The organism is Actinoplanes sp. NPDC051859 (genome assembly GCF_044452725.1).
GTDB lineage: Bacteria > Actinomycetota > Actinomycetes > Mycobacteriales > Micromonosporaceae > Actinoplanes.
Genome location: NZ_JBITBX010000007.1, coordinates 193,364 through 219,724, shown reverse-complemented (window position 1 = coordinate 219,724; position 26,361 = coordinate 193,364). Strand labels below are relative to the sequence as shown.

The window sequence follows — 26,361 nt, the reverse complement described above, 5'->3', positions numbered from 1 at the left end:
GTCGGCGTGGGGGCGCCGGCCGGAGCCGCGAAGGAACTACCTAGCTCAGTTGTTGCAGGGGATGCTGGAGAGGTGCGCCCGGACGGAGTTCCAGCCCGGGTCGGCCACGTTGCTCAGGTACGAGAAGGTGGTCCCCTCGTCGAGGTGCAGCTTCTGGGTGATGACGAGTTCCTCGGTGGCACCGCAGTTGCCGATGAGGGCCTTGTCGGACGGCAGGCCGGTGAGGTTCCAGTTCGTGCCGAAGTCGGTCGGGCCCTCGATCGTGCCGGTCAGCTCGGTGCCGCCGCTCGGGGCGCTGACCGAGATCGACGCCTGGCCCTTGGCGCCGGCCTCCAGCACGCTCTGGCCGGCCATCCACAGGTTCGTCAGGTTGAACGCCTGGCGCTCGGGCGCGGTCACCTTCAGCGAGTAGGTGCAGGTCATGTCGGTCAGGCTCTTGCCATCTTCGGTGACGATGGCGTCGCCGTGGGTGTAGTAGGCGGTCGAGCCGTCGAGGAGGGTGGACTTCTCGACGACGGTGCCCGGCTTGCCGCACGCGTCCGTCTTGACGACGGTGCCGGAGGCGTCGCGGATGGTACCGCCGAGGACGGTCAGGTCGCTGATGGCGAGGTCGCGGACCGGGGTCTCCGGGTTGGCGGCCATGGCGGGGCTGGCGGCGAGGGCCGAGCCGGTGAGGGCGATGGTGGCCGCCGCGACGACCGGAAGGAGGCGACGCATGGTCAGAGACATGGAAGACAAACTCCCTAAAGATGATCAAGCGCCGGGTTTCGACGCGCAGGGAGAGAATGCACAACCTTCCATGACAAGTTCGTGACATGCGTGGCGGGTGGGCAGCGGGGCCGAGTGGGGCTCGGCCCCGCCGATGCGCTACTTCCGGCAGATCGGGGAGTTCATGATCGTGATCTTGTCGACGACGCCGTACTCGGTAGCCAGCAGCTCGCCGTTCGGCTGCAGGCAGGTGGTCCTGCCGTTGGTGAAGTGCAGCAGCGCGCCGTCGTCGTTGCGGGTGTTGACCACCACGCTCGCGCCCTTGCTGCGCGAGCCGAGCGTCTGCGTGGGGCCCAGGTCGCGGTAGGCAGCCGTGGGCCGCTCCCGCTCGTAGTCGTTGAAGGTCTTGTAGAAACAGACGCGCGGGTAATCACACCCGGCGATCGTTTCGTCCGCGGCGGACGCCGGCGCCGCCCCGGCGAAGACGCCGACCCCGGCTGCGGTGGTGGCGACCAGGCCGACGATGATCCTGCTGATTCGGTGCACGTGAGTCTCCCCGATGATGGTCGATGCGGGCTCCGCGAGGGAAGCGGGCCGCACCCATCGTGGGTGGGGGCACAGGACCGGACCTAGCCGCTGGGACGGCTTGGGACGCTGGGACGCCAGACCGGCTCTGACCAGCGGTGCGCCGCCCATCGTGGGACAGGAACTGAGCGCTGGCCCGACGCTCAGCTTTCCGGCCGGGGTGCCGATTGGCCCGGTCTCGCCGAGAGGAGGCTGTGAGCGCTTGTCGATCACCGCAGCCTTGCGCAACCGCGCCATCCGCGAGGTCCGGCGGAGCGCGCTGCTTTCCTCCGTCGGGTCGGCCATCGCCGCCTGCTACGCGCTGGCGAGCCCGAGCCACCCGCATCGACTGGCCCTGTTGCTGGTGAGTGCCTTTGTCCTCGCCCTGAACGCGGCCGGGTGGCACGCTGCCGGAGCCATCGCCGCCTCGCGGTGGCGGCTGCCCATGCAGTTGAGCGCGGGACTCGCCACCATTGCCGGGCTGTGCGCGGTCGGCGTCCTCGACGGCGGGGTGGGGACGCCGCTCGGCGACCTGCTGCCGTTCTATCTGATCTTCCTGGCCGTCCTCATGCCGCCCCGAGCTTTCCTCCTGCTGGCGGCAATCGATCTTGGCGCGTACGCCGTGGTGGCCGGCAGCGGACCGCCCGGATCGCTCGGCTATCCCGTGCTCTATGGCGTGGGGTTCGCGGTGGTGGCGCTGCTGTGCCTGCAGCACGCCGGGGTGCTGGTGTCATTGCGCCGCAGGCTGGCGGAGATATCCCGAGTGGACGCGCTGACCGGTTGCCTCAACCGGCGCGGCTTCGACGAGCGCTTCGCCGCCGAACTCGCCGGCGCGGCGCAGGCCGGGACGCCGCTCACGCTGGTGCTCGTCGACCTCGATCGATTCAAGGAGATCAACGACTCGTACGGGCACCGCACGGGTGACGACCTGCTCGCCTGGGTCGGGCACACGCTGCGCGACGCGGTGCGTTCCGGGGACGCGGCCGGCCGGCTGGGCGGGGACGAGTTCGCGGTGCTGTTGCCGGATACCGGGTCGGCGGAAGCGGACGGGGTCGTCGAACGGCTGCGGGCCGCACTCGGTGCCGTGGCGCCTGCCAGTTTCGGCACGGCGACCTCGGTTGCTGCCACCACCGCCGCGGAGCTCACCCGGCTCGCCGATGCGCGGCTCTATGTCGACAAGACGTCCCGGGACCGTCGGGCGCCGACCGCGGCAGCCGTGGCCGCGGCGTGTGCCCAGCCGCCGGCGCAGGCCGCGGTGCGGGTGTCCCGCCGGGAGCGACGCCGGCATTCGATCGCCGATACCGGTCGGGTGTCGGCGCTGAAGGGTGTCGCTGCCCTGGGTTATCTGCTGGTCTTCGCCGCGGATCATCCGCACTGGGCGGCGATCGGACTGCTGTCCTCGTTCGGGATGCTGCTGGGCCTGGTCACCTTCGCCGCCGCGGACCGGCTGAGCCGGTCGCGGCACGCCCAGTGGGTCATGACCGGAATGGCGTTCTCCTGGTACGGCAGTGCCGCCACGGCCGCGGCGCTGGACGGCGGCGTCAGTTCGCCCTTGGCTGCCGGCCTGCTCTGCTCCCTGCCGCTGATCATGCTGGGCACCCGCTGGCGTGCCGCATTGCCGGTGCTCGTCACCGTCTGCCTCGGCTATCTGCTGATGGCCGTGCTGGAGGGTGCGCCCAGCGCCTGGTATGTCGTCGCCCATCTGGTGAGCCTGCTGGCGGCCTCGGTGGCCTGCGCCGAGCAGGGTTTCGTCGCCGCCCGTCGCCGGTCGCTGGTGACCCGCCTGTCGGAACGCGACGCGCTCACCGGCTGTCTCAACCGGCGCGGCTTCACCGACCGGTTCGCCGCTGTGCTGGACGAGGCTCGACGGTCCGGCGCCCAGCCCGCCCTGTTGATTTTCGACCTGGACGAGTTCAAGAAGCTCAACGACACGGCCGGGCACGAGGCGGGGGACGACCTGTTGCGCTGGGTGGGTGCCACTCTGCAGTCCGGCGTACGCCCGGACGACCCCGTGGGCCGGCTCGGCGGTGACGAGTTCGTCGTCCTGGTAAGCGGCGATCCGGCGGGCCAAGCCGAGCGGCTCCAACGGGCCTTGGCGGTGCGTACGCCGTCCAGCGTCGGAGCGGCGACAGCCGGCCGGGACGGTACGGACTTCGACACGCTGTACGGCCAGGCCGACGCCCGTCTCTACGCGCAGAAGCGGGCCTCGAAGGCCGCCCGGACCGGTGTGCCGCGGGCGTGGTCGAGGACGGCGAACACCACCTGATCGAACCAGCCGGCCGTGTCGGCGAGAGCTCCCGCGAACGCGTGCGCCACTATCACCGGATCGTTGCGGAAGACGCCGCAGCCCCACGCGCCGAGGACCAGTCGGCGGTGGCCGTGCGCGGCAGCAACCGCGAGCACCCGCCGCGCCCGGATGGCGAGCAGGGCCGCCGCCCGGTCGGCCGCGTTCTGGCGTACGGCGCCACGGTTGGGGGCCGCGGCGGTCAGGAACGACACGTCGTAGGCCGGGGCGATCAGCGCGCCGTCGTCGTCGCGGAAGACCGGTACGCGCGGGGAGTAGACGACCCGGTCGCTGTAGAGCGGATCGCTCTGGGTGCGGTGGAAGGCGTAGTAGGCGGGGACAGCGGTGAGACACGGGTAGAGAGCCGAGGCGCGGGCGAGGCTTTCTTCCTGGGCCTGGGCGCCCGTACGGAATCCGCCGCCCGGGTTTTTCGCGGAGGCGAAGTTGAGCGCGGCCACGTCGCCGGCTGCGGCGAGCCGACGCGCCGCGGCCAGGGTGCTTTCCCGGGTCACCTCGACGGCTGGGGCCGCGCCACCGACGGCGGGGGTCGGCAGCGTCTCCTCGGGCAGGTGCAGCCGGGTGCCTGCCACGGCGGCGCTGACACGGTCGGCCAGGTCGACAGTGCCGTTGCCGGGCACGGAGTAGCGGCCGGCGTCGAGGATCGCCAGCGTCTCGGCGGCGAGCACCCGGAGTTCCTTACTCATGGCGTGGCATTCTCCGCGGCTCGGCCCGGGTCCGCGATCGGATATCGGGCTGGCGGTCAGCCGCGGACCCGGCCACCGATCAGCTTGATCAGTACGGGTGCGACCCGCCGCAGCGGCAGCACGTGGTCGGCGACGTCGTCACGGGTGATGGTGGCTTGCGGCATCGAGGACTCGGTCGACGTCGCGGCTGTGGTGGCGATGACCGTTCCACCCAGGTGGTGAACGGCGGTGGCCCCGGTCGCGGCGTCGTTGCCTCGGCCGGTGAGCACCACTGCGATGAGGCGCCGCCCCAGCGCGATCGCCGCTGTGGTGAGCAGCAGGTCCGCGGACGGCCGGTAGGGCGGCACCGGCCCGGAGGGGATCAGGGTCAGCGCCGGACCGTCCACGATCAACGTGTGTTGGCCCGGTGGGGCGACATAGACGTGGCCCGGCTCGAGGGTCTCTCCGTCGGAGGCGGAACTGACCGACAGGGCGGTGATCTGGTTCAGCAAGTTCGGGAGGCTGCTGGCGCGTCCCGGGTCCAGGTGTTGCAGGGCCACGATCGCGGCGGGCAGGTCGGCCGGCATCGGCGCCAGCACGGCGTTGAGCGCTGCCAGGCCGCCGGCCGAGCAGACCAGTGTCACGACCGGAAACTCGTCCGCCATGCGTCCACCCTCTCACCTTTGGTCGGGCTCAGGTGGGTGAAGGGTTCCCGGTCCTGCACCTGCAGCAGCCGCCACTGTGGGCAGGTGCAGGACCGGGCCGGCGGCGTAGCAGGAAGTGCGCCGCCGGTGCGTTGGTTTTCCAGCCAATGAAAATAGCACCGGCTGGCTCGACAGCCAACCAGAAGCCATCGGCATATGCTGCACAGATGAGCTTCGGGGACTACCTGAAGGACGCCATCGACGCCGCCCGGTTTCCGACGCCTACGCATTTCGCGCGCGCGGTCGGCATGGATCCGTCCGTGGTGCTGCGCTGGCTCAGCGGCGAGCAGCGGCCCACCATCCGGTCAATCGAGCGGATCGCGCCGGTGCTGGGCCGCACCATCAACGAGCTGGTGCTCGCGGCGTACCCGGATCGGCTGGCCGGGCCACCACCGCGGCCGGTCCCTGCGCCGCATCCGCTCGTCCGTGAACTGGATCGGATGCTGGCCGACGACTCGCCGATCCCGGCGGCCGACCGCCGAGCGCTCGAAACCGTGCTCGATCGGATGATCGATCCCTATCGTCAGGTGCTCAGGCGTCGCCGCTCCGCGTGACTGCTGGTCGCATCCCAGCCGTCGACTCCGTAGGCTCCTCGGTATGACCACGCGGGCCGGAGTCGAACGCGCCTCAGTCGTGAGTGGACTTCACCTTCACGTGAGCATGTTGCTCGCGGGCTGTCTGGTGGCGGCCATCGCCGCCACCGGCGCGCTGATCATCACTGCCGTCGTCGGTTTCGCCGGGCGCTCGGGTCCGCCGCGCGGCGGACCGGGGTTGCCCGCCGGCCCACCACCGCACCTGCACGGCATCGCCATCCTCGTCGTGGTCACCGGGATCTTCGTGCTGGCCTGGCTCGCGGTTCTGGTGGCCTTCGCCCGCGATCAGATACTGCGCCGGCTCGGTGCCACCACGCACATCGAGGAAACCCTGGCCGAGATGCGAGCCCAACTGGCCGCCGACCGCGGCGCCGAAGCCCAGGTTCTGCTCGACCGCCTTGCCGAATACGGCGAGCAGCGCGAGACGGACGGCTACCTCCACGCCATGCGCACCGCCTCCAGCGAACAGCAGGCCGAGTCCAACGTTCACGCGTTACGCCCGCGATCTTGACCCGCGCTGGTCGAACGCCCCGGCCTGCCGATTCCACGGTCACCCGCCGCCGATGTCTGACAAGCTCGTCAACGTGCTGTCTTTTCTGAGCCGCCTGCGGGTCGGGAGCCGTCTCGGGCTGTGCTTCGGCCTGCTCATCGCGCTGCTCGCGATCACCGCCGGAGCCGGCTGGTGGGGCTTACGCACACAGGACCGGGTGCAGCAGGCGCTCGCAGACCTGACCAGGTCCCGCGAGGCAGTACAGCAGTTCCTCTACAGCGTGGCCGATGTGACCGGCTGGCAAGGCCTGGTGATCGCCGATGCCGGCGTGGTCGGCGGAGTAGCGGCCACCAAGCCGGACTCCTACAACCGCGACGGGTTGCTGCAGGCCAAAGCCTCCATGTACGAAGCACTCGACGCCCTGGACCAGGCTGCGCTCAAGCCGGACGAGCGCACCATCGCCCAACCACTCCGGCAGATCTGGGACGGCTTCTACGTCTCCGACGACGAAGTGGTCAAACTGCTCCAGCAGGACACTCTGCCCGCCCGCGCCGCCGCCATGAAGATCGTCAACGAGGGCGCTTCCAACGAGGCGTACGTGCAGACGATCGATATCACCGACAAGCTGGACGCGGCCACCGAAGCCCGCGGCGAGTCGCTGCATCAGGCGATGGAGAACGCCCGCTGGACCAGCACCGCGGCACTGGGCGGCACGCTCGCCGTGGCAGTGCTGCTGGCACTGCTGGCCGGCATCATGGTGACCCGGTCCATCGTCCGGCCCCTGCGCTCAGTGGTCCGGGTCCTCGGCCGGCTCGCCGACGGTGACCTCACGGCCCGGGTCAACCTCCAGCGCTCCGACGAACTGGGCGCGCTCGCCACGGCCGTCGACCGCAGCACCTCGGCGCTGCAGACCGCGGTGCGCCAGGTGCTCGACGGCGCCGGTTCGGTCGGTGACCTTTCCGTCCGGCTGTCCGGCGTCTCCGAGCGGATGGCGAACTCGGCTGACGAGGCGCGTACCCGAGCAACCCAGGTCTCCACCGCCGCCGACAGCGTCCTCGCCCACCTCAGGACGGTGGTGCTCAGCAGCTCGGAGGTCGGCAGCGCGATCGCCCGCATCGCCACTAGCGCCGACGCCGCCACCCAAGCCGCCGGCGAGGCGGTGGGCACCACCCGCGACACCGGCCAGGCGATCGCCCGGCTCGGCGAATCCTCCGCCGAGATCAACACCATCGTCAGCCTGATCAGCGGCATCGCCGAGCAGACCAACCTGCTCGCCCTCAACGCCACCATCGAGTCGGCCCGCGCCGGCGAGCACGGCAAAGGCTTTGCCGTGGTCGCCAGCGAGGTCAAAGACCTCGCCCAGGAGACCGCCAAGGCCACCGGCGACATCACCACCAAGGTGTACGCGATCCAGAGCGGCACCGACTCGGCGGTCACCGCCATCAACGCGGTCAGCGAGGCGATCCAGCGCATCGACGGCTTCCAGGAGATCGTCTCGGCGGCCATCGACGAGCAGAACGTCGCCACCCGGCAGATCAACGGCAGCCTCGGTCAGGCCGCCGAAAGCAGCGAACAGATCGCCCACACCATCGCCGAACTGGCCCACAGCACCGACGCGGCGGCCAGCGACGTCGACGACGCCCGTACGGCCGCCAACGAGCTCGCCGACGCCAGCTCGACGCTCCGCGCGGCGATGGCCGAGTTCAAGATCTGACCCTGGACACTGGCGAGCCCCGCTTCCCGGGTGGGACAGCGGGGCTCGGTGTGCCGGGATCTCAGAGGTCGAACTCGCCGCGCTGGGTGCTGCCGATGAAGGCGGTCCACTCGCCGGGCGAGAAGATCAGCGCCGGGCCGTCCGGGTTCTTGCTGTCGCGCACGGCGACGACCTGGTCAAGCTGTGCCCACTCGACACACTGGCTGTTGCTGTCGCTGCGCGTGCTCTTGCGCCATGTGGCACGAGACAGGTCCACTGTCGCGCCTCCTTCTTCCTTCTACGCCAGCTCCCTGGCGATGGCCACGATCAGCTCGCGGGACTTGCTCTCGCTGAGGGCGGCGGTTTGCAGGTGGGTATAGACAAGATTAACCCGCCGCATGTCGTCCTCTCGCTCGAGATACACGTCGCCGGCTTGGCTGATCACGTAGGCCACCGGGCTGTGGACACCCTCGGGGAATTCAAGGATCGAGAAGGGCCCGGTCGTTCCGGCATGGTGTCCCTCGCTGAAGGGCAGCACCTGCATCGTCACGTTCGGTCGCTGGCTAAGGGCGAGGAGATGGCGGAGCTGCTCCCGCATAACATCGTCGCCGCCGGTCCGGCGGCGTAGGACCGCCTCGTCCACCACTGCCCAGAAATCGAGTGCCGGTTCTTCGGCCAGACAGGCTTGCCGCGCCATACGCAGCTCCACCCGGCGGCCGACTTCGGTGGGTTCATCCGGCCAAGCGGCTGTCACTACCGCATGTGCATACGCCTCTGTCTGGAGCAAGCCGGGCATCACCGCGAGTTCGAAATTCTTAACCGTGGTGGCTGCGCTTTCGAGGCCGACGTACATGGAGTAGTTCATCGGCAGGGTGCCGAACTGGGACCACCAGCCGCGTTGCTTGCCCTGCTTCTGCAAGTCGAGGGCGGTGAGGGCGCGGGGGTCATCGTCGGGGATTGCGTAGCGCGACAGCATGACGAGCAGGTCGCCGCGGTTGATGCCGACGTCGCCCGCCTCGATTTTGTAGATCTTGGATTCGGAGCAGCCGAGAACATCCGCGATCTGGATGTGCGTGAACTTCGCCGCCTCGCGCATCGCTTTGAGCTGCTGGCCGAGCTGCCATCGCGCGATTGTCGGCCCACTTGTCCTCGGCACCACATACCTCCCGGTCCGTCAGGACGATCAGTTTTCTCCTTCTTCATCGATGGAGCAACCCCGGTCCACAAAAGAATTCTTACACTGAGGTATTGATGATGATATTGCTCCGTGTCAGTGTGAGGAGCCATGGACCTCGGCGCGATTATTGCGGCGCTCATCGTCGGTTTCCTGGCCGGCTTGCTCAGCTTCAAGATCAAGGTGCGCTGGTGCCCGACCTGCGGCGCCACCCTGTCCTGCCCTGACCTGCGCTGCCCCGCGCACCGCTGACCAGAGAGGTGGACCAGACATGTCCGGAGCGGACGATGCGGCGGCAATCCGGTTGCTGGCGGAGAGTTGCCCACCCCTCGAAGCCCTCGCGGCGATGAGCGACGAGCTTGATCGAATAGCCGCCCGCCTGCACCGATTGGTCGGCGACAGTCACAACGATTTCATCGTGGGCGCCCACTACAAGATCCGCCTAGCTAAAGAAGATCTTGAATGCGTGGGAATTGCGATCGGCGGCGTTCGCGAATCGCTGCATTCCTACGCGCGCGGGATCGCCCCAGCAAGCTAAGCGGGATCGCGCCAAGTCGCTATGCGGGATCGCCCATCAAGCTAAGTGGTGCAGCACCAACATCGCGACGACCACACCCGCGGTGACCTCCACCCAGCCCGCGTAGCGGGGCGGCGGCGGGGGGACATCCTTCACATTCAGCTCAGCCCAGTTCCGGTTCGGCATGTGCGCACCTCCGAACGCAGTCAAGGGTGGTCAGGTCAGAGTTCGGTACGGGCACAGTACGGAAGACGTCAGCGGGCAGCCGGCCGATTGATCGGGAACGGCACGGTGTCGCGGATCGTCCGGCCGGTGAGCAGCATGATCAGTCGGTCCACGCCGAGGCCCAGCCCGCCGGTCGGCGGCATAGCGTATTCGAGGGCGCCGAGGAAGTCCTCATCGAGTTGCATGGCTTCCGGGTCGCCGCCGGCTGCCAGCAGCGACTGCTCGGTCAGTCGGCGGCGCTGCTCGACCGGGTCGATGAGTTCGGTGTACGCCGTGCCCAGCTCCATGCCGAACGCGACCAGGTCCCAGCGTTCGGCGAGGCGCGGGTCGGTGCGGTGCGGCCGGGTCAGGGGTGACACCTCGGTCGGGAAGTCGGTGTAGAAGGTCGGTGCCTCGGTTTGCTTCTCGACCAGCTTCTCGTACATTTCCAGCACGATCGGTCCTGCGCCCCAACCCGGCTGCAGCGCGACGCCTGCTGTGGTGGCGTGCCGGCGCAGCTCCTCGATGCCGGTGTCCGGGCTGATCGCCTCGCCGAGCGCCGCAGACACCGCATCGTGCAGGGTGATGACCGGCCATTCGGTGTCGAGGTCGACCTCCACGCCGTCGCGGCGCGCCACGGGGGAGCCGTGCGCTGCCGTTGCCGCGGCGAGGATCAGGGTGCGGGTGAGCGTACGCATCGTCGTGTAGTCGCCGTAGGCCTCGTAGGCTTCCAGCATGGTGAACTCGGGGTTGTGCGTCGCGTCGACGCCCTCGTTGCGGAAGTCGCGGCCCAGCTCGAACACCTTCTCCATGCCGCCGACGGCGAGCCGCTTCAGGTAGAGCTCGGGGGCGATGCGCAGATACAACGGCATGGCGTACGCGTTGCTGTGGGTGACGAACGGCCGCGCGTTGGCGCCGCCGTGCACCGGCTGCAGGATCGGCGTCTCGACCTCGAGGAAGTCCCGGCCGATCAGGGTGGTGCGCACCGCGTGCACGGCCGCCGAGCGGATCCGCAGCATGTCGCGGGCGGCTGGCCGGACGATGAGGTCGAGGTGCCGACGCCGGCTCAGCATCTCCAGGTCGGCGATGCCGCGGCGCTTGTCGGGCAGCGGGTGCAGACATTTCGCGGTGATGGTCCAGGCGTTCGCCAGGACGGAGACCTCGCCGAGCTTCGAGGTGACCACTTCACCGGTGACTCCGACATGGTCACCGAGGTCCACACTGGAGCGCCACTGCCGCAGCGAGTCGCGGCCCAGCTCACCGGTGGTCAGCATGATCTGCAGGTCGCCGCTGGCGTCGCGCAGCGTGGCGAAACACACCCCGCCGTGGTCGCGCTGCAGGATGAGCCGGCCGGTCACCGACACGGTCCGCCCGGTCGCCGCGTCGGGCGGCAGGTCCTCGTGCGCGGCCCGGATCGCTCCGCATTCATCGGTACGCGCGAAGCCCGGCGGATACGGGTCGACTCCCGCCGCGCGCAACGCCGACAGCTTCGCCAGGCGTACCCGAGTCTGTTCATTGTGGGTGGGTTCCGCGGCCGTGACCGTCTCGGCGGGGTCGGGAATCCGCGGCAGCGGGATGCGGGCCTGGGCGTCCTCGGGCGCCAGAGCTGTGGCCTGCCCGCGGCGCCGTAGCGTCAGCAGGCTGGGAACCTCGACGAAGCCCTCGGCGACGGCCGACGCGAAACCCACCTTCGCCAGGTCGCTGACGTCCTCGAAGCAGAGGAACCGCGGAATCCACTGCGGCTGGTATTTGACGTTGGAGCGGTACAGCGACTCCAGCTGGAACCAGCGGGAGAAGAACAGCAGCAGCCGGCGCCAGGCGAGCAGCACCGGACCCGCGCCGATCCGGGCGCCTTCCTCGAACACCGCCCGGAACACGGCGAAGTTCAACGACACCCGCGTCACACCGAACTGCGGCGCTTGGCCCATCAGCGTCGCCACCATGTACTCCACCAGGCCGTTGTCGACGCTGCGGTCGCGCCGCATCAGGTCCAGCGACAGCCCGTCCTTGCCCCAGGGCGTCAGCGACAGCAGGGCCGCCTCCGCACCCTCCACATCCAGTGCCTCCACCAGCACACAGTTGCCGTCGGCGGGGTCGCCGAGTCGGCCCAACGCCATCGAGAAGCCGCGCTCGGTCTCGGTGTCCCGCCAGCGCGCGGCCAGCGACACGATCCGGTCCATCTCGTCGGCGGGAATGTCGCGGTGCCGCCGGATCCGCACGGTGTAGCCGGCCCGTTCCACCCGGGCGACAGCCTGCCGCACCTGGCGCATCTCCCGGCCTTCGAGGCTGAAGTCGGCCGCCCGCAGGATCGCCTCGTCGCCCAACTCCAACGCGCGCATGCCCGCGCGAGCGAAGGCAGTCGCGCCGGCCTCGCTCGCACCCATGACGGCCGGCGTCCAGGCGTACTCGCGGGCCTCCTGCAACCAGGCGGCGATGGCCGCGCCCCAGTGCGCCCGGTCGCCGATCGGATCGCCGCTGGCAAGGCTCACCCCGCCGACCACTCGGTAGGTCACGCCCGCCTGGCCGGACGGCGCGAAGATGACTTCCTTGTCGCGGCGGGTGGCGAAATAGCCCAGGGAGTCGTCTTCACCGTACGCATCAAGCAGTTCACGGACCCGGCGCTCCTCCGCGGCGTCGAGTGAGGCAGCGGCCCGCTGGGAGCGCATGAGCACGGCGACCGCGGTGAGCAGGGTCAGCGCGCCGAAGAAGCCCAGCACGAGGTTGATCCAGCCGGGCGCCATGCCGGAGCGGTGCACGCTGAACTCCAGGGCACCACCGGTGACCTGCTTGATCGCGTACGCGAGGTGGTGTCCGCCGCTGCGGCGCAGCGAGCCGGGGAAAGCCGCCACCAAGCCCCAACCCAGCAGGGAGAAGATCGTGATCATCGCGGCCACGGTGCCCAGGGCCTTGGGGAAGCTGGCCCGCTGGACGCGGGCATAGAACTGCTGATGGGTACGCGCCAGCACGGCCAGCACCAGCACAGTCAGCACCAGGTTGCCCGTGAGCAGCCACAGGTGCTTGGTGGACAGCTGGGCCCACCCGGGTGCCGGGCGCTGCGCCACCAGCAGAATCAGCGCGTCGGTGATCAGCTGCAGTCCGAAGTAGCCGGTCAACAACCAGTAGGCGACCCGCTTGCGGTTGTTGACGCCCACCGCCAGCATCACCAGGAACACGGCGTAACCGAGGTTGGCCGGCGCGGGCATCAGCAACGAGTCGACCAGCCGGCGGATCGGCATCAGCCGGGTCCCGAACGCGGCACTGACGGCAGCGAGCGCACAGATCAGCGCCACGACGAGCAGAACCCGGGACGCCACCTTCGGTACGGAGCCCTTCCAGCCCCGACGCGGGGACTCCGGTGTGCCGGTTGCCCACTTGCCAGGCTCCGTCACTGTCTCTGCTGTGCCTTGCACCAGTCTCTCCGCCCATGTCGCTCGACGAGCCGCGACGATACGTGACGACCGCTACTGGGGAGTTGCCCGGTTGCCCATAGTGATGGGGGATTCGACAGAATCCGAAGCTGACAATTTCCACACAATCGCTGGTAACTCTTGCTGGGCCATGCCGGGCGCTGCAGAAAGGTGGGACGAGTCGTGAGCCTGACGGGAGTCTCGCTGCTGGTAGTGGTCGGCCTGACCGCGTTCGCAAGTGCCGCGGCGACCATCCACCTGTGGTCGGTTGGCGGTCGTTGGCGCGTGCTGATCCGCACGGTGGGCATCCTGTTCACCCAGATCGCGACCGTGCTCTGCATCGGCCTGGCGGTGAACCGTTCGGAGCTGTTCTATCCGTCCTGGGCGGCGTTGGCCGGCGACACCGGCACCCAGTCCACCACCGCGCCCACCCGCACTGGCGAGCTCGACAGCGCGCTCGCCGGACGCACCACGCTGCCGTGGCAACCGAGTGACCTCCCCGGCTGGCGGCTGTCCGGGCCGCCCACCGTGACGGTCCCGCCCGAATACCACACCGCGGGCGCCGGCGAATATCCGGTCCTCGTCGTGCTGGGCGCGCCCAGCAAAGCACCGGCCCCGGTGCCCGGCGCGGTGACCGTGGCACTGACGCCCACCAAGGACACCACCGCCGAAGCGCTGCGCACCCTGATCGCCGACCTGCGCAAGGACCTACGCGTCACGGAACGCGGCTGGGCCCTGGTGGCCGGTGCCCCCGACGCCGCGCTCGCCGGCAAACTCGCCACCGCGCACCCGGACCAGTTCCGGGCGTTCGCGCTCGCGCACGAGACCGCCCCGAGCGGCACACCGGCCGGCATTGCGGTCGCGGTGGTGCGTCCGCCCGGCAAGACGCACAACCCCCCGGCCGGGGTGACCGTCCTGCACTCCGCTCCGGCGACCGCCACCCGGACAGCGATCGACTGGGCCACGTCGCGGCTGAGCGCGCCGCTCGCGCCGCCGCTGCAACTGCCGACAGGAAAAGAAGAATGAGCCTGCAGGGAACACCCGTACTGATCGCCGGGATCGTGGCGGTGCTGCTGTCCGCCGTGCTGATCGCCGTGATCTGGGAGCGGGGCGGCCGGCTGCGGCTGCTCCTGCGCAGCGCTGCCGTGGCAGTGGCGTTGCTCAGTGTCACCGCGACGGTGCTGGTGCAGCTCAACCGGATGACCGAGGCGTACTCGCTCGCCGAAGAACCCGAATCCGCAGCGCCCGAACAGACCGCGTCCACCGACACGGACTCCGGCGACTCCGACTCCGACTCCGACGCACCCGCGCCGGTGGCACAGAAGACCGGCAGTCAGGTGCGCAAGTTCACCGTCCCCGGCAAAGCCAGCGGGCTGAACCTCACCATGTACGTGTACCTGCCCGCTGCGTACCAGGCTGGCGGCAAGCAGCGGTTCCCGGTGATTCAGGCGTTCCACGGCTACCCGGGGTCGCCGCGTACGTGGTTGAAGAAGCTGAAAGTGCAGGAGCGGCTCGATGCCGAGATCGCGGCCGGCCGCATGTCGCCCACAGTGGTGCTGTTCCCGTTCCAGACACCGGAGCAACTGCTCGACACCGAATGCACCAACATGCAGGGTGGGCCGCAGACCGAGACGTTCCTGACCGTCGACGTGCCGGCCTTCGCCAAAGCGAAGTTCCGGATCCACACCGACCGTACGGGCTGGGGCCTGATCGGCTACTCGGCCGGCGCCTACTGCGTCAGCAGCCTGCTCCTGCGTCACCCCCAGCTGTACTCGGCCGGCGCCAGCATGTCCGGTCTCTCCGGGCCGGCCATCAATGTCGGCGACGGTAAAGAGGCCACCGAACACGACGTCGTGTGGAGGCTGAAGAACCTGCCCCGGCCGGCTGTGGCACTCTGGATCGGGTGGGCGAAAGACGAGCAGGCCATCCGGCGCGACTCCGAGCTGATCGCCGCCCACGCCACAGCCCCGATCCGGCTCACCACAGCGGTGGTGGAACGCGGCGGACACAGCCACGCGGTATGGCGGCAGATGCTGCCCCCGGCATTCGACTGGCTCTCCGCCCAGTTGGCGCGGCCGCATCCCTGACCGCGGCAGCCCTGGTGCTGGCCCTCAGCGGCTGCGGGCCAGCACCGAGCCCCCCGGAATTCGTCCCGGCCACCACCGTCGTCACCCTCGGCGACTCGGTGCCCTCTGGCTTCGCCTGCGAATGCACCGCCTTCCCCGAGCTGTACGCCCACCACGAGCACGCCAGCTCGGTCAACCTCGCCAAGGCGGGCAGCACCTCGGCCACCGTCCGCGCTGAACTCGACGACCCGGCGGTCCGCGCCGCCCTCGCCGACGCCGACGAAGTGCTGCTCATGGTGGGCGCCAACGACGTGTCCGACACCTTCACCGACCAGGACGCGGTCACCGCCGCGGCCGCCGACGTCCACACCAACGTCCGCGCGATCATCGACGCGATCCAGGCTGTCCACGCCACGAACGTGATCGTGCTCGGCTACTGGAACGTTGTCAGTGACGGCAAAACGGCGCTCGACGCGTACGGTGAAAACGGGGTGACGGCCTCCCGCCGGGCGACCGACACGATCAACGCTGCCCTCGCCGCAGCCGCCCGCGAAGGCGGCGCCGCCTATGTCTCCACCGACCCGGCGTTCCATGGCGCTGACGGTGCCCAGGACCCGACCCCGCTGCTGGTCGCGGACGGCGACCACCCGGACTCGGCCGGGCACATCGCGATCGCCCAGCTTCTCCCGCCGCTGAAGACCGCCACCTAGATCTTCCGCATCAGCACCTTGGCGATCTGCTTCGCCTTGGCTAGGTTCTCGTCCTCGCTGTCACCGCGCGAGTAGACGTCGATCGAGACGGTGCCGTAGAGGACATAGAGGTGTCCGGCCAGCGCGAACGCCTCCTCGCCGACCCCGTCCACCGGCGTCGCCTCGGCGATTTTCACGGTGAAGTCGGACTCCGTGGTCCGGGCCAGGAACACCGCGAGCTGCCCGCCGGGTTGCTGCCACTGACAGAACCGGGCTGCGTCCCCGGACGAAGCGCCGTCCTCGTCGATCTGGCTGATCTCGCGGCCGGTCAACTCCCGGACCTCGCCCTTGCTGAGCAGCGTGCACGGGTCGGGGATGTCGCCCGCGTCCTTCACCGATTCTCCGATGCGGCCAGCCCCGCTAGCCGACGGCGTCGGCTGCGCGGTCGCAGGCGTCTTCTCCGCCGTCGCCTCCGGTGCATTGATCATTCCGCACCCGGCGAGGGCGGCGACGGTGGCGACAGCGACGGCGACAGCGGCAAGGCGACGCTTCATGGTTCTCCCCTGAACGGATGCCGCGAGGTGCGGCGTGCGATCAGGTTGCCGGGTGTCCCCGCGCCGGCGGAAGGCCCCCCGACCAGCCGTGACACGATTGCGGGAGAAACGTCAGCCGATCGGTGTGAGGCAGAACTCATGCCCGTCCGGATCGGCTAGCGCGACGTGCGCCGCAGGGTGCTGGACGACATCAGTCCGTGTCGCCCCGAGCGCCACCAGACGCTCGACCTCCGCATTTAGCTCGCCCGCAACCCCCAGGTCGAAATGCAACCGGTGTTTGCCGGTCTTCGGCTCCAACGGCGGGCCACCCCAGGTGACCTTCGGCCCGCCGAGCGGCGACCGGATCGCCGTCTCCTCATCCTGGTCCCAGACCAGCGGCCAACCCAGCGCCGCACTCCAGAAGTAGCCGCACGCCTGCGAGCCATCGCCCGCCAGCGCCCCGATGAAGCCGCACTCCGCCAAGAACTTGTTGCCGGGCTCGATGACACAGAATTCGTTGCCCTCAGGGTCCGCGAGCACAACGTGCCCTTCCTCCGGCCGCTGCCCGACGTCGATATGCCGAGCGCCCAACTCCAGTGCCCGCTCCACCGTCCGCTGCTGGTCCTCGAGCGACGTACTGGTCATGTCGAAGTGCAGGTGGTTGGCGACGGTCTTCGGCACGTCGGACGGCAGGAAACGCAGCCGGAACCCGGTGTCATCGGCGGGCACCAGAGTCGTGTCGTCCGCCGACTCCCAGCCCAGAAAATCCGCCCAGAAGCGGGCCAGACGGACAGGATCCTGCGCATCGAAGCACAACGCAACCAGGTCAGCGGTCATGCGGCCCACGCTAAACCGGCCCACCCTGGCGGGCAACGCATTTCTGCCCCGCACTGCGCGTCTGACTGATTTATCGCCAAGCTTTTCGTGGGACGGGTGAGAGCTTCCTTAAGACTTCCTTCGCAATTTGACGCCCCTCTCCAGGCATTTTTAGGATCACCGCACCATAAAAACGAGGGGTTGCGGCAATGACCAGGACAGTTCCAAAGATCGGCGGTCTGCAATGATCGGCGTGGGACAGATCCTGCTGGCACTCGGCGTGCTGGTGCTGCTGGCCGTACCCGGTTTGGTGCGCGCCTGGCGCCGCGTCGACGACATCCTCGCCGAGCCGGCCGTGTCGGCGGAGCCCGACGCCGAGCTGCTCGAGCCCGTACCGTCTGGCACCTGAAGGATCCGTGGACCTCGACCATGAGCCTGCGGGGCTGGGCGTCGGCGTTCGTGTGCCCGGCCCCGAGACTTACCGGCCGCATTTGCGGTGCTCTGTTCCGCCTACCCATCGCCGTCGAGGTCGATGATCGAGGTGGGTTGAGTTGACCGCTGAGCGGGCCGGAGAACTTCCAACAGGTCCTGTGCCGCCTGAGCCACCTGCGCCACGCTCTCCGTCGTGCGATCGAGATAGGAGCTGTGGAGCTGCTGCACGCCCAGTCGCAGATCCAGCAGATCCATCACCATCCGTGCGAGGGCGGCGTTGGCCCGGATGGAGCGCTCCGGCAGCTTGCCCTGAAGTTCGGCCTCCACCATCCGCGCGCGCAGGTCCTGTTCCCGAATCCTGGCGGCCGCCCGGGCCTGAGCCAGCTCTTCATTCTCGATCGCACGAGCGGCCGCGGCGACCTTCCTGGCGCGTTCCTTTGAGCGCTCGATGACTGCCGATCGGACCTCGGCGTCCGCTAACAATTCCTCCGTCTTCTCCACACGTTCGCGGATCCGTAGCGGAAGCTGGTGGTCAAGGTCGTCATTCAGCAACAGCTGAACCCGGTTGGGCCTGGATCGGTACCTAGCGTGCTTCGCATGAGAGATCCCGGCGATCCGATGCTCGGGAAGCCACTCCTTCGCCGTGTAGTAACAATCCTTGAGCGGATTGATCCCCATGCCGATGGCATCGGCGAACCGGGTGAGCTCGATCTGCGCCTCGCTGGTCTCCGCTCTGGAACTCGCGGGCGGAACCAGTGCCAGTGCCAGATCGCCGAGCGCCCATCTGTCGACCGGGTGCTGAGCCAGCAGACGCCTGCCCTCGGCAACCGAATCCCGCCAGTCCAGAGCAGGCAACGCTACTTCCGAGTCGCCGTGGACGAGATTGCCTTGACCGGGTCCGGACCGGTCAGAACCGCGAAGTCGGGCGTCGCTACCTGCATCAGCCGCCCGACAGCCGTGGTGACGCTGATGCCCAGCTCCCGCTTCATCCGTTCGGCGATCCCCTCGAACGTCATGCCGACCATCGCGCAGTCGTCGCGTACGGTGCCACTCACCCGGACGATCTGGTCTCCGCGCGGCCGCACGTAGTACTCGATGATCAGATCCTGATCGTTTGTGGCAACCTTGACCGGAATGGTCACACCATCCCTGGTCACCTTCGCCTCGACCAGCAGCAGACCCTTATGAACGAGCAGCGTCTGCACCGCGCCAGATCGACTGGTGCGACTCATCGTCCCCCAGAGCAGCGCCGTGACATCCGCGACAGCCTTCGCGCGCTCCTCGAGATCCGGGTGTTCTTTGGGCTCCCGCTTCAGGACCGTCGCCTCGTCCTCGCGAAGCCGAGTCCGGGTCAAGAATCCCGGCAGAACTCGATTGATGAGCGCCTCTGACGTGAGCCCCAGCTGCCCCAGCTGAGCCTTCTTGAGTAAAACGTCGTCGCCGCTGGTCAGCACGGGCCGCTCCGCGTAAATATCGCGGAGACTGGCGGCGAGGGTGTCCTGTTTGAGAACCCGATTGTCTTCCTCGTAATATCCCTGAACCGCAAGGGCGTCGAGAGCCAATGGATTATCGCGCCAACTCATGGCGAACTCCTTCTCTCTCACGGGTCGACTCCGTTGTGGAGCGTCGCCGTTCCGAGATTTCAGACGCTAGGCCTCGGCCAGCAACGAGGGCAAGAGTGGTTTCCCGTCGTCCCTCGATCAGGGGAAGCCGGCGCTAGTCCGTGCCCAGACGCAGCCACTCGCGTGGTGGCATGCCGTGCGCGGCCGTGAAGGCCTTCGTAAAAGCCGGTAGGTGCTGGTACCCGAGTCGGCGGGCCACCACGGACGGTGGATGCCCGGCCCACATCAGGTGCCGTGCCTCGTTCATCCGCACATTGGTTCGCCAGCGCGTGAAAGGCTCGCCCAGCGCGCGCGTGAACTCGCGTCGCAATAGCGTGTGCTCGATTCCGAGGGACACTGCCCACTCCGTCAGCGTTCGCCGGTCCGCGGGATCCCGGACGACAGCCGATACCACGGTTTCCACCGCCTCCGGCAGCGTTTCCGGTCCGACTGACGATACCTGCGGCAGCTCGAAGAATGCTTCATCGTGGTGCCCCGGCGGGCGCAGCCAAAAATGGTTCGCCACGACCTGGTGCAGAAGAAAAAGCTCGGCGTCGGCGGGCATCCGCAATACCGTGGGCGCCCCCGCCGGCGCCGGCCGTGCCGCTAGACGGTAACCCAGGGGCAACGCGATCGCACCCTCCGCGAAAGAGAACCGATGGGATACCCCGGGCCGCGGCAACAGCACGTCGCCGGCCTCGAGACGCCACGAGGTGCCGGAAATCTCCACAACGATCCAGCCGCGGTACACCCAGAGAAAGTGTTCGAACAGTTCACCTTGGCCCGTCATGGTCCAGGTATCCGACGTCATCGTCGGCACCTGAGGCGGCTCAACCCGTGACTCAGTGGATTGCACCAACGCGGTCAGCAGGAGTTCCTCTTTGGACCACGCACCGCGCATGGCCGCGTACCGCCCCGGGCTCATTCCCATCCGCCCGGCAAAAGCATGCGCGAAGCCGCTCGCGCTCGCATAGCCCACCTGGTGAGCTGTCCAGCCGATATCGCGGCCCTGGGTGAGGTACGCAGCAGCCGCATCGACCCGCACCGCTGTGCGCCACTGACCCAGACTGAAACCCGTCTCGTCTTTCAGCTGCCGCTGCAGGGTGCGCGCACTCGTCAACGCCGTTGCCGCCAACTCGGCCGCCGTCGATGACGACGCCGGATTCTCCAGCAAGCCCTGCACGACACGTCGGGCTCCTGCCGATCGCGGCAGCGGCGGCAGCCTCGGCGCCGTCCAGTCGCGCTCCGTTCCCGGGTGGGCCAGCAGGTCGAGCAGACGCGAGCGATCTGGCCGCATCCCCATGGCGACGCCGAGAGGCTTAGCCATGCGATAGGCCAGCCAGTCCTCCCAGCCGGGGGGAACCGTCACCACACACGACTCGATCAGTGGCAGCAGGGCCGCTTCGAGAAAGATCGGCAACGCCACCGATCCCGCCGCCACGACCGCAGAATGCCGCACCTGGGGCGCGATCCACACCGCCTGGCCGGTCTCGGCAACCAGCACTGCGTCCTCGGTTCGCACCGTGAGGCGGCCCTGCCGCACCCACATGAACACCGCCTCATCGACGGTGACCCAGTCAAGCCGTGACTCGGGAATGGGCGGCACGGCTCCCTGCCAGTAGGTACGCAAGGCTAGCTAGCTGGCGTACGGGAGCAGTGAGCGGACACGACGAGAGCCTAACGCAGCTGTCATGAAACCCCCTCGCGTCCTGCCCGGCTGCACCGGCAGTGCGGGATCACGCGCGCAAGCGGTCGGGCCGCTCGGAGGTTTCACGCGGTCGGGGGTGATCGGGGGTCGCCTCTCGTCGGCTTGCGAGGAATGCGCTCGCTCGGTTCCGGTCGACCAGGCCAGAGTCCCCCGGTTTCGGTTACGCAGCGGTCAGCTCCATACCGAGATCTCGGTGAGGAACGTGTAGGGGTAGTCCGGAGTCGGCGGCTCGCTGACCTTGTCGAGAACCTGGACCGCAGCGGGATCGAGATGCAGGTCAGCAGCCTGAAGGCAGTCCCGGAGCTGGTCGGCGGTGCGGGCGCCGACCAGAGCGGCGGTGACGCCTGGCCGGTCCGTCACCCACGCCAGCGCGGCATGCGTGGAGGTGAGGTCGTGTTGTGCCGCGACGTCTGCGAGCGTCTCGATGATCCGCCAGGTCCGGTCGCTGCCTCGCCGGGAGAACGCTTCCAGACCCCGGTTCGGGTCGTCGCCCAGTCGGCTTCCCTCGGGCGCGTCGGTATCGCGGCGGTACTTGCCGGTCAGCCAGCCTGCACCCAATGGGCCCCACACCATGGTCCCCATGCCGAGCGCCCGGGTCGCCGGAAGCTGCTCCCACTCGGGCTCTCGTACCAGGAGGCTGTACTGCGGCTGTAGCGACACTGGGGCAGGACCGCCGGCCCGCAGCGCCTGCGAGTGCACCAGCGCCGTTTCCCACCCGGCGAAGTTGCTGACTCCAATGTGCGCCACCTTGCCTGCCGCTGTGGCCTCGGCGGCGAACGCGGCGAACTCCTCCAGTGGGACCCGGGGATCGGGCCCGTGCGCTTGGTAGATGTCGATGCGTTCGACGCCGAGGCGCCGCAGGCTGGCATCCAGCGCCCGGTGCAGGTAGTCCCGGCTGAGACCCGCACCCGGTTGCCCGGTCACCGGAAACCGTCCCTTGGAGGCAATGACCAGCCCCTCACGCTGCTGCGGGCGATTGCGCAACCACCGGCCCAGAATTTCCTCGCTGCGGCCGTCGACGTATACGTCGGCGTTGTCGATCAGCGTGCCACCCGCTTCGACGAAGGCGTCGAGGATTGCAAACGCCGCATCCTCGTCGGCTTCCTTCCCGAACGTCATGCAGCCCAGCGCCAGCCGCGACACCATCGGTCCGTCAACACCGAGCTTGCGCAATTCCATGTTCACATCACCTTCAACTGAGTGAGATTCGGTCGTTCGTGCGGACGTGTTCCTCTGAAGACGATGATGATTATCTATCTCGCTGGCCCTGGCATGCGACGGACTCGGAACCATATGCCGCCCGGTTCCCGAGACACCGCAGTGGATTTCTTCTAGCGGTTGGTCCGGTCGGCCACGATCGGTGCTGCCGGAGAAGCGGCGTCGGTAGGCTGGTATTTGTTGCTCAACCACCACCGGCGCGGAGCAGAAGGTGGAACCCTGAAAACGCTCGCCGACATTCGGCATGACGTCGGGAATGGCGCTGAGGACCTAGAAAGGTCGGCGGCGGGGTCGCCCACCAGATTCACCAGGGCACAATGCGCACATGAAGATCAGAAGCCCGGCTCCTCGAACTGGGAGCCGGGCTTCTGATCTGCACCTACTTTGTAGCGGGGACAGGATTTGAACCTGCGACCTCTGGGTTATGAGCCCAGCGAGCCGTCGAGAGGCCATGCGTTGAGCTGTATCTGTGCAGTTCAGCGAGATACCCCAGGCTCTCTACGATCCTCGGTTCCGAATCACGGCGCGGGGCTCGCCCGGACGTGGCCCGGATCAAGGTCGCCCGCGAACACAGGCCGAACTACTGACCTTCTTCAATGGGCGCCCCACGCGTCGCTTACGCTCCGTGCTGGTTAGAACTGCGAGGTGGTTCCGCTGCGGCGGAACAGCTCGTGCAGCCCGGTCATGCCTGAGGTCATCAGGGCTACTGACTGAGCAGCTCGCGAGCGCCTTGACGGAGAAGGGCAGCCGCGACCGAGGTGCCGAGCGTGAGCGGGTCGGTGTGCCACTCGTGTACGTCGAGGACGTTCTTACCGTCGAGGCCGATAACGCGTGCGCGCAGGTGAAGGCGTCCGTCGGGTTCGGTGCGGGCGAGGGCGCCGATCGGGGAGTGGCAGTTGCCCTGCAGGATGTGCAGCATGGTGCGCTCGGCGACCGTCTCGGTCCATGCGCGTGGATCACCAAGACCGGCGACGAGTTCCAGGGTGGCAGTGTCGTCGTCGCGGCATTGCAGGACGAGGGTGCCGGACCCGACCGCGGGAACCATGGTGCCGACGTCGATCGGGTGGGTGATCCGGTCGGCGTGGCCGATGCGGTGCAGCCCGGATACGGCGAGCAGCAGTGCGTCGTATTCGCCGGCGTCGAGTTTCGCGAGGCGGGTGTTGGCGTTGCCGCGGATCGGTACTGGGGTCAGATGGGGCCAGTGCAGGGCGAGCTGCGCGACTCTGCGGACGGCCGAGGTGCCGATCCGGGTGCCGGCGGGCAGTTCGCCGATGGGCAGCCCGCCGGGGTGGACGAGGCAGTCGCGGACGTCGTCGCGGGTCAGGTAGGCGGCCAGCACGGTGCCTGCCGGGGCAGGTCGGTCCCCCGGGATGTCTTTGACGCAATGCACGGCGATGTCGACGTGGCCGTCGATGAGTGCCGCGTCGACTTCCTTGGTGAAGGCGCCTTTTCCGCCGAGCGCGGCGAGGTCGCCGTGCCAGCGGTCCCCGGAGGTCGCCATGGACACGACTTCCACAGCGATGTCCGGGTATCGGTTGGTGAGCATCGCCTGTACGCGGTCGACCTGCGCGAGCGCCATCGGGCTGTTGCGGGTGCCGATCCGGACGGTGCGGCGGGAAGGCGACATAGTGGCGAGGGTAGCCCTTTAGGTGCGGGCGGCGACGACCAGACCGGATGCCCAGTTCATGATCAGCGGCCGGATCCCTCGTTCGTGGACCAGTCGATCGAGGAACGCGTCGACGCGGCCCTGGTGATCGTGTGGCCAGGTCGGCTGGGGCGATAGGTCGTCGCCGACGTAGAGCGCGCCGGGACGCAGCAGGCTCACGAGCCGGTCGAGGTGTTCGTACTTGCCGGGGCGGCAGTCGACGTAGGCGAGGTCGAACATAGGGCCGGTGTATCCGGCCAGCCACGCCGCAGCGTCCTGCTGGACCAGCCGCAGCCGCGGGTCCATGCCGAGGTGGCGTCGGGCCACGTCCTGCACGGTGGGGTCGGCCTCGACCGACATCAGCGTCGCCGTCGCGGTCATGCCGTCGAGCAGCCACGCCGCTCCGGCGCCGGCCCCGGTCCCGAGTTCGAGCAGCCTTCCGCCGGGCTTGCTCGCGGCGAGCACGGCCAGCAGCGCCCCGGTGCGGTCCTCGCACGACATGGCGAACCCGAGCCGGTTTGCCTCGGTCAGGAGGGCATCCAGCTGCGGCGGACGTCGCCACGGCTGATCCACGAGCCGCGCGGCGCTCATCGCGCGGCCTCCAGGGCGCGGGCGACCTGTTCGGCGGCGTAGGTCAGGATCAGGTCAGCCCCAGCCCGTAACAGCCCGGCGTGGTATTCCACCATTCCTTGTTCACCGAGCGCGATCAGCGCCGCGTACTCGCCGGAAGTCGAGTACGCGACCAGCGGTACCCGGACATGGTCGCGGAGGCGGACCAAGAGATCGGTACAGGTCAGCACAGGTTGCAGCGTGAGCGCGTCGGCGCCCTCGTCCAGCCACCGGTCCGCTTGCAGCAGCACTTCGCGGTCTGCGCGGCCCGGTTCCAGTTGCATGCCGCGCCGGTCGCCCCGCTGTGGGTTGGTGCCCATCAGCGTCTTGAACGGGCCGTACAAGCTGGTGTGGATGGCCAGGTTCGGGTTCACCCCGACGTCCGGCATGCCGTTCTGGTTCAGGTAGTCACGGACCGCGCGGACAGTGCCGTCGATCATCGCGGTTGGGCTGACGATGTCAGCGCCCTGTTTCGCATGCGCGAGCGCCATCGCCGCCATGAGCTCGAACGTGGCTTCCCGGTCGACTCGGCGGTTCGAGGTGAGCAGCGCGCACTCGCCGTGATCGGTCCACGAGCAGCCGCACACCTCAGTGGTGACGACCATGTCCGGTGCGGCGTTCTTCACCGTGTCGATGGCGGCCAGCATCCGATTGCCCCGTCTCAGCGCCTCGGTGGCCCACATGTCTACGGTTGCTTCCGTACGCGAAGATCTTCACGCTGCGGATCCCGAGCCCTGCCCACCGGCGCACGGTGCCAGTGACCTGCGAAAGTGGCACCGCACCAGGGAGACCCCGGCCGTCCATCCGCTTTGGCAGCACCAGCAGCGGGGCGGTCAGCGCCCGCACGTGCAGCCGGTTGATTTGCATCAGGGCCCGCACCGTAGGGCGCGCCCTGCTCGGGTTCACGCCCCGGGGCGTGGGCAGAGCGGAACGAGTGGTCGTGGGTATTGCTGCGTCCATGGTCGATTCCTTCCTCTAGCGGTCAATGGCCCGACCGTGGTTAGGCATGGCATTAGGTCCCGGCGCGGGATGCCGCTTCAGCCGCCGGATGCCCGTGGCGGTCGGGCTGCGTTACGGATCGCTGACGCCCGCACTGCCACATGTCGTGGATGCAGCGAGCGGTCCCAGAACACCTGATCGGCCCGGAGGGCTATCCACCACTCGCCATCTTCATCCGTCGTCGCTCCTTCGTCGGCGCGGACCACGATGTCGATAGCATCGATGCCGTACTTGTAGTCACGGTCTGAAAGGTGCAGGTACAGGCCGTCGCGTAACGCGATACCGTCGACGAACAACACGCCGTCATGCCGCTGTGGCGTCACCGCCAGCCGCCCCAGGGTGGAAGCGCTCTTAGCACCCACCGGACCTGCCGGGAGAGCCACCGAACGGGCAACCTTCGACGCGGTGACACCATGCAGATGCGTTGTTCCATGCACGGCCAGGCAAGCCCACAAACGCACCGCCGACGCCATCGGCGGTACACCACTCGGTGGATCAGGACATCGATCGACTCACGCCGCCGGACGGACACGCCGACTTCCACGCTGCAATTGATCTTCGATACGACACGGGAATTCGTCGACGGGGTCGGGTTCACCGCGTGGTCGCAGCCACTGGTTGAGCACGGTGTCTACGACGGTCGCCCGGGTCGCCCCCGGCCGATACCTGACCGTCGACGCGTGCAACGAGGCGTACACGATCGCACCGGGAAAACGGCCGTCGGCACGCTCAATCCATACTCGGATGTTATCGCGATCGAAGCCCGCGCCCAGCCCAACGTCGGACTGTTCTTCACGCGAGATCGTCTTCCTTGTCATGGTTGTCTCCTGACCGACCACTGAAGTTCGGCGTTGACGCACCTCATGCGCCTTGGCACGCGGCAACCATGCCGAGACACCGGGACTGACCGATAGTCGCGGCACTCGTTAGATCCGCTCACTGCCCGCGCTGTTATCGGCGACTAGCGCGACTAGTCAGATCTGCTGGCGATTCACTCGCGCTGGCATGCCCTGCCGTTAAGCTG

General features: G+C 68.4%; 29 protein-coding genes. 10 read left to right on the top strand and 19 right to left on the bottom strand.

Features of this window, described 5'->3' with window-relative positions; genetic code table 11:
* Positions 1–45 precede the first annotated feature (45 nt).
* Both ACIA1L_RS19820 and ACIA1L_RS19815 read right to left on the bottom strand, forming a co-directional pair.
* Positions 46–729, bottom strand: coding sequence for a DUF4360 domain-containing protein (locus tag ACIA1L_RS19820; RefSeq protein WP_396074275.1), 684 nt, complete (start codon positions 727–729; stop codon positions 46–48).
* 138 nt (positions 730–867) lie between these two features.
* Entirely contained in the window at positions 868–1,254 is a 387-nt protein-coding gene (locus tag ACIA1L_RS19815) for a hypothetical protein (protein WP_396074274.1), read from the bottom strand.
* 241 nt (positions 1,255–1,495) lie between these two features.
* Here ACIA1L_RS19815 and ACIA1L_RS19810 point away from each other — a divergent pair, with 241 nt between their 5' ends.
* Positions 1,496–3,538 (top strand): diguanylate cyclase domain-containing protein, encoded by a 2,043-nt coding sequence (locus ACIA1L_RS19810; RefSeq protein ID WP_396074273.1) that lies wholly within the window; start codon positions 1,496–1,498, stop codon positions 3,536–3,538.
* Here the strand turns inward: ACIA1L_RS19810 and ACIA1L_RS19805 are convergent.
* Positions 3,460–4,260 (bottom strand): TIGR02452 family protein, encoded by an 801-nt coding sequence (locus ACIA1L_RS19805; RefSeq protein WP_396074272.1) that lies wholly within the window; start codon positions 4,258–4,260, stop codon positions 3,460–3,462. The genes ACIA1L_RS19810 and ACIA1L_RS19805 overlap by 79 nt on opposite strands.
* Positions 4,261–4,316: 56 nt before the next feature.
* Positions 4,317–4,904: a chemotaxis protein CheB gene (locus ACIA1L_RS19800; protein WP_396074271.1), complete on the bottom strand. Its 588-nt coding sequence runs from the start codon at positions 4,902–4,904 to the stop codon at positions 4,317–4,319.
* Positions 4,905–5,110: 206 nt separating this feature from the next.
* Between ACIA1L_RS19800 and ACIA1L_RS19795 the strand changes: the two genes are divergently transcribed.
* The 3 genes from ACIA1L_RS19795 to ACIA1L_RS19785 all read left to right on the top strand — a co-directional run bounded on the left by ACIA1L_RS19795 (position 5,111) and on the right by ACIA1L_RS19785 (position 7,740).
* Positions 5,111–5,497: a multiprotein-bridging factor 1 family protein gene (locus ACIA1L_RS19795; protein WP_396074270.1), complete on the top strand. Its 387-nt coding sequence runs from the start codon at positions 5,111–5,113 to the stop codon at positions 5,495–5,497.
* Positions 5,498–5,597: 100 nt separating this feature from the next.
* A complete protein-coding gene (locus ACIA1L_RS19790; RefSeq protein WP_396074269.1) occupies positions 5,598–6,047 on the top strand; it encodes a hypothetical protein in 450 nt (149 codons plus the stop codon).
* Between the two features lie 52 nt (positions 6,048–6,099).
* The gene (locus ACIA1L_RS19785; protein ID WP_396074268.1) at positions 6,100–7,740 is read left to right on the top strand and encodes a methyl-accepting chemotaxis protein; all 1,641 of its coding nucleotides are present in this window, start codon (positions 6,100–6,102) and stop codon (positions 7,738–7,740) included.
* Positions 7,741–7,801: 61 nt separating this feature from the next.
* On the opposite strand, the gene ACIA1L_RS19780 is transcribed toward ACIA1L_RS19785, so the two are convergent.
* Positions 7,802–7,996, bottom strand: coding sequence for a DUF397 domain-containing protein (locus ACIA1L_RS19780; RefSeq protein WP_396074267.1), 195 nt, complete (start codon positions 7,994–7,996; stop codon positions 7,802–7,804).
* 21 nt (positions 7,997–8,017) lie between these two features.
* Complete coding sequence (locus ACIA1L_RS19775) at positions 8,018–8,875, bottom strand: helix-turn-helix domain-containing protein (RefSeq protein WP_396074266.1); 858 nt, start codon at positions 8,873–8,875, stop codon at positions 8,018–8,020.
* A 129-nt stretch (positions 8,876–9,004) separates the two neighbouring features.
* On the opposite strand from ACIA1L_RS19775, the gene ACIA1L_RS19770 reads away from it, so the two are divergent.
* Positions 9,005–9,145, top strand: coding sequence for a hypothetical protein (locus ACIA1L_RS19770; RefSeq protein ID WP_396074265.1), 141 nt, complete (start codon positions 9,005–9,007; stop codon positions 9,143–9,145).
* Between the two features lie 19 nt (positions 9,146–9,164).
* A complete protein-coding gene (locus tag ACIA1L_RS19765) occupies positions 9,165–9,431 on the top strand; it encodes a hypothetical protein (protein WP_396074264.1) in 267 nt (88 codons plus the stop codon).
* A gap of 36 nt (positions 9,432–9,467) precedes the next feature.
* Here ACIA1L_RS19765 and ACIA1L_RS19760 read toward each other — a convergent pair whose 3' ends face one another.
* Both ACIA1L_RS19760 and lysX read right to left on the bottom strand, forming a co-directional pair.
* Positions 9,468–9,596 carry a hypothetical protein gene (locus ACIA1L_RS19760; protein ID WP_396074263.1) on the bottom strand — a complete coding sequence of 43 codons (129 nt, stop codon included), beginning with the start codon at positions 9,594–9,596 and terminating at the stop codon, positions 9,468–9,470.
* Positions 9,597–9,664: 68 nt separating this feature from the next.
* Complete coding sequence (gene lysX / locus ACIA1L_RS19755) at positions 9,665–13,003, bottom strand: bifunctional lysylphosphatidylglycerol synthetase/lysine--tRNA ligase LysX (protein WP_396074262.1); 3,339 nt, start codon at positions 13,001–13,003, stop codon at positions 9,665–9,667.
* Between the two features lie 201 nt (positions 13,004–13,204).
* On the opposite strand from lysX, the gene ACIA1L_RS19750 reads away from it, so the two are divergent.
* Genes ACIA1L_RS19750 through ACIA1L_RS19740 form a run of 3 tightly spaced genes read left to right on the top strand, consistent with a single transcriptional unit; the run spans position 13,205 to position 15,797 of the window.
* Positions 13,205–14,047, top strand: coding sequence for a hypothetical protein (locus ACIA1L_RS19750; protein ID WP_396074261.1), 843 nt, complete (start codon positions 13,205–13,207; stop codon positions 14,045–14,047).
* Positions 14,044–15,108, top strand: coding sequence for an alpha/beta hydrolase (locus ACIA1L_RS19745; RefSeq protein WP_396074260.1), 1,065 nt, complete (start codon positions 14,044–14,046; stop codon positions 15,106–15,108). Before ACIA1L_RS19750 ends, ACIA1L_RS19745 begins: the two co-directional genes overlap by 4 nt.
* Positions 15,042–15,797, top strand: a complete 756-nt coding sequence (locus ACIA1L_RS19740; protein ID WP_396074259.1) for an SGNH/GDSL hydrolase family protein — start codon at positions 15,042–15,044, stop codon at positions 15,795–15,797. The genes ACIA1L_RS19745 and ACIA1L_RS19740 overlap by 67 nt, the downstream gene beginning before the upstream one ends.
* Here the strand turns inward: ACIA1L_RS19740 and ACIA1L_RS19735 are convergent.
* Positions 15,794–16,330, bottom strand: coding sequence for a DUF3558 family protein (locus ACIA1L_RS19735; protein ID WP_396074258.1), 537 nt, complete (start codon positions 16,328–16,330; stop codon positions 15,794–15,796). The two genes, ACIA1L_RS19740 and ACIA1L_RS19735, sit on opposite strands and share 4 nt — an antisense overlap.
* A gap of 111 nt (positions 16,331–16,441) precedes the next feature.
* Complete coding sequence (locus tag ACIA1L_RS19730; RefSeq protein ID WP_396074257.1) at positions 16,442–17,146, bottom strand: VOC family protein; 705 nt, start codon at positions 17,144–17,146, stop codon at positions 16,442–16,444.
* Positions 17,147–17,378: 232 nt separating this feature from the next.
* Here ACIA1L_RS19730 and ACIA1L_RS19725 point away from each other — a divergent pair, with 232 nt between their 5' ends.
* Positions 17,379–17,534: a hypothetical protein gene (locus ACIA1L_RS19725; protein ID WP_396074256.1), complete on the top strand. Its 156-nt coding sequence runs from the start codon at positions 17,379–17,381 to the stop codon at positions 17,532–17,534.
* Between the two features lie 101 nt (positions 17,535–17,635).
* Here the strand turns inward: ACIA1L_RS19725 and ACIA1L_RS19720 are convergent, their stop codons facing one another.
* The 9 genes from ACIA1L_RS19720 to ACIA1L_RS19680 all read right to left on the bottom strand — a co-directional run bounded on the left by ACIA1L_RS19720 (position 17,636) and on the right by ACIA1L_RS19680 (position 26,155).
* Positions 17,636–18,412 (bottom strand): hypothetical protein, encoded by a 777-nt coding sequence (locus tag ACIA1L_RS19720; protein WP_396074255.1) that lies wholly within the window; start codon positions 18,410–18,412, stop codon positions 17,636–17,638.
* Between the two features lie 2 nt (positions 18,413–18,414).
* Complete coding sequence (locus ACIA1L_RS19715) at positions 18,415–19,140, bottom strand: hypothetical protein (RefSeq protein WP_396074254.1); 726 nt, start codon at positions 19,138–19,140, stop codon at positions 18,415–18,417.
* Between the two features lie 133 nt (positions 19,141–19,273).
* Positions 19,274–20,788, bottom strand: a complete 1,515-nt coding sequence (locus tag ACIA1L_RS19710) for a helix-turn-helix domain-containing protein (RefSeq protein ID WP_396074253.1) — start codon at positions 20,786–20,788, stop codon at positions 19,274–19,276.
* A gap of 249 nt (positions 20,789–21,037) precedes the next feature.
* Complete coding sequence (locus ACIA1L_RS19705) at positions 21,038–22,045, bottom strand: aldo/keto reductase (RefSeq protein ID WP_396074252.1); 1,008 nt, start codon at positions 22,043–22,045, stop codon at positions 21,038–21,040.
* Positions 22,046–22,787: 742 nt separating this feature from the next.
* Positions 22,788–23,711 (bottom strand): hydroxymethylbilane synthase, encoded by a 924-nt coding sequence (gene hemC, locus ACIA1L_RS19700; protein WP_396074251.1) that lies wholly within the window; start codon positions 23,709–23,711, stop codon positions 22,788–22,790.
* 18 nt (positions 23,712–23,729) lie between these two features.
* Complete coding sequence (locus tag ACIA1L_RS19695) at positions 23,730–24,320, bottom strand: O-methyltransferase (RefSeq protein ID WP_396074250.1); 591 nt, start codon at positions 24,318–24,320, stop codon at positions 23,730–23,732.
* Entirely contained in the window at positions 24,317–25,021 is a 705-nt protein-coding gene (locus tag ACIA1L_RS19690; RefSeq protein WP_396074249.1) for a hypothetical protein, read from the bottom strand. The genes ACIA1L_RS19695 and ACIA1L_RS19690 overlap by 4 nt, the downstream gene beginning before the upstream one ends.
* Positions 25,022–25,375: 354 nt before the next feature.
* Complete coding sequence (locus ACIA1L_RS19685) at positions 25,376–25,810, bottom strand: hypothetical protein (protein ID WP_396074248.1); 435 nt, start codon at positions 25,808–25,810, stop codon at positions 25,376–25,378.
* Positions 25,811–25,849: 39 nt separating this feature from the next.
* Positions 25,850–26,155 (bottom strand): hypothetical protein, encoded by a 306-nt coding sequence (locus ACIA1L_RS19680; RefSeq protein WP_396074247.1) that lies wholly within the window; start codon positions 26,153–26,155, stop codon positions 25,850–25,852.
* Between the last annotated feature and the right edge of the window lie 206 nt (positions 26,156–26,361).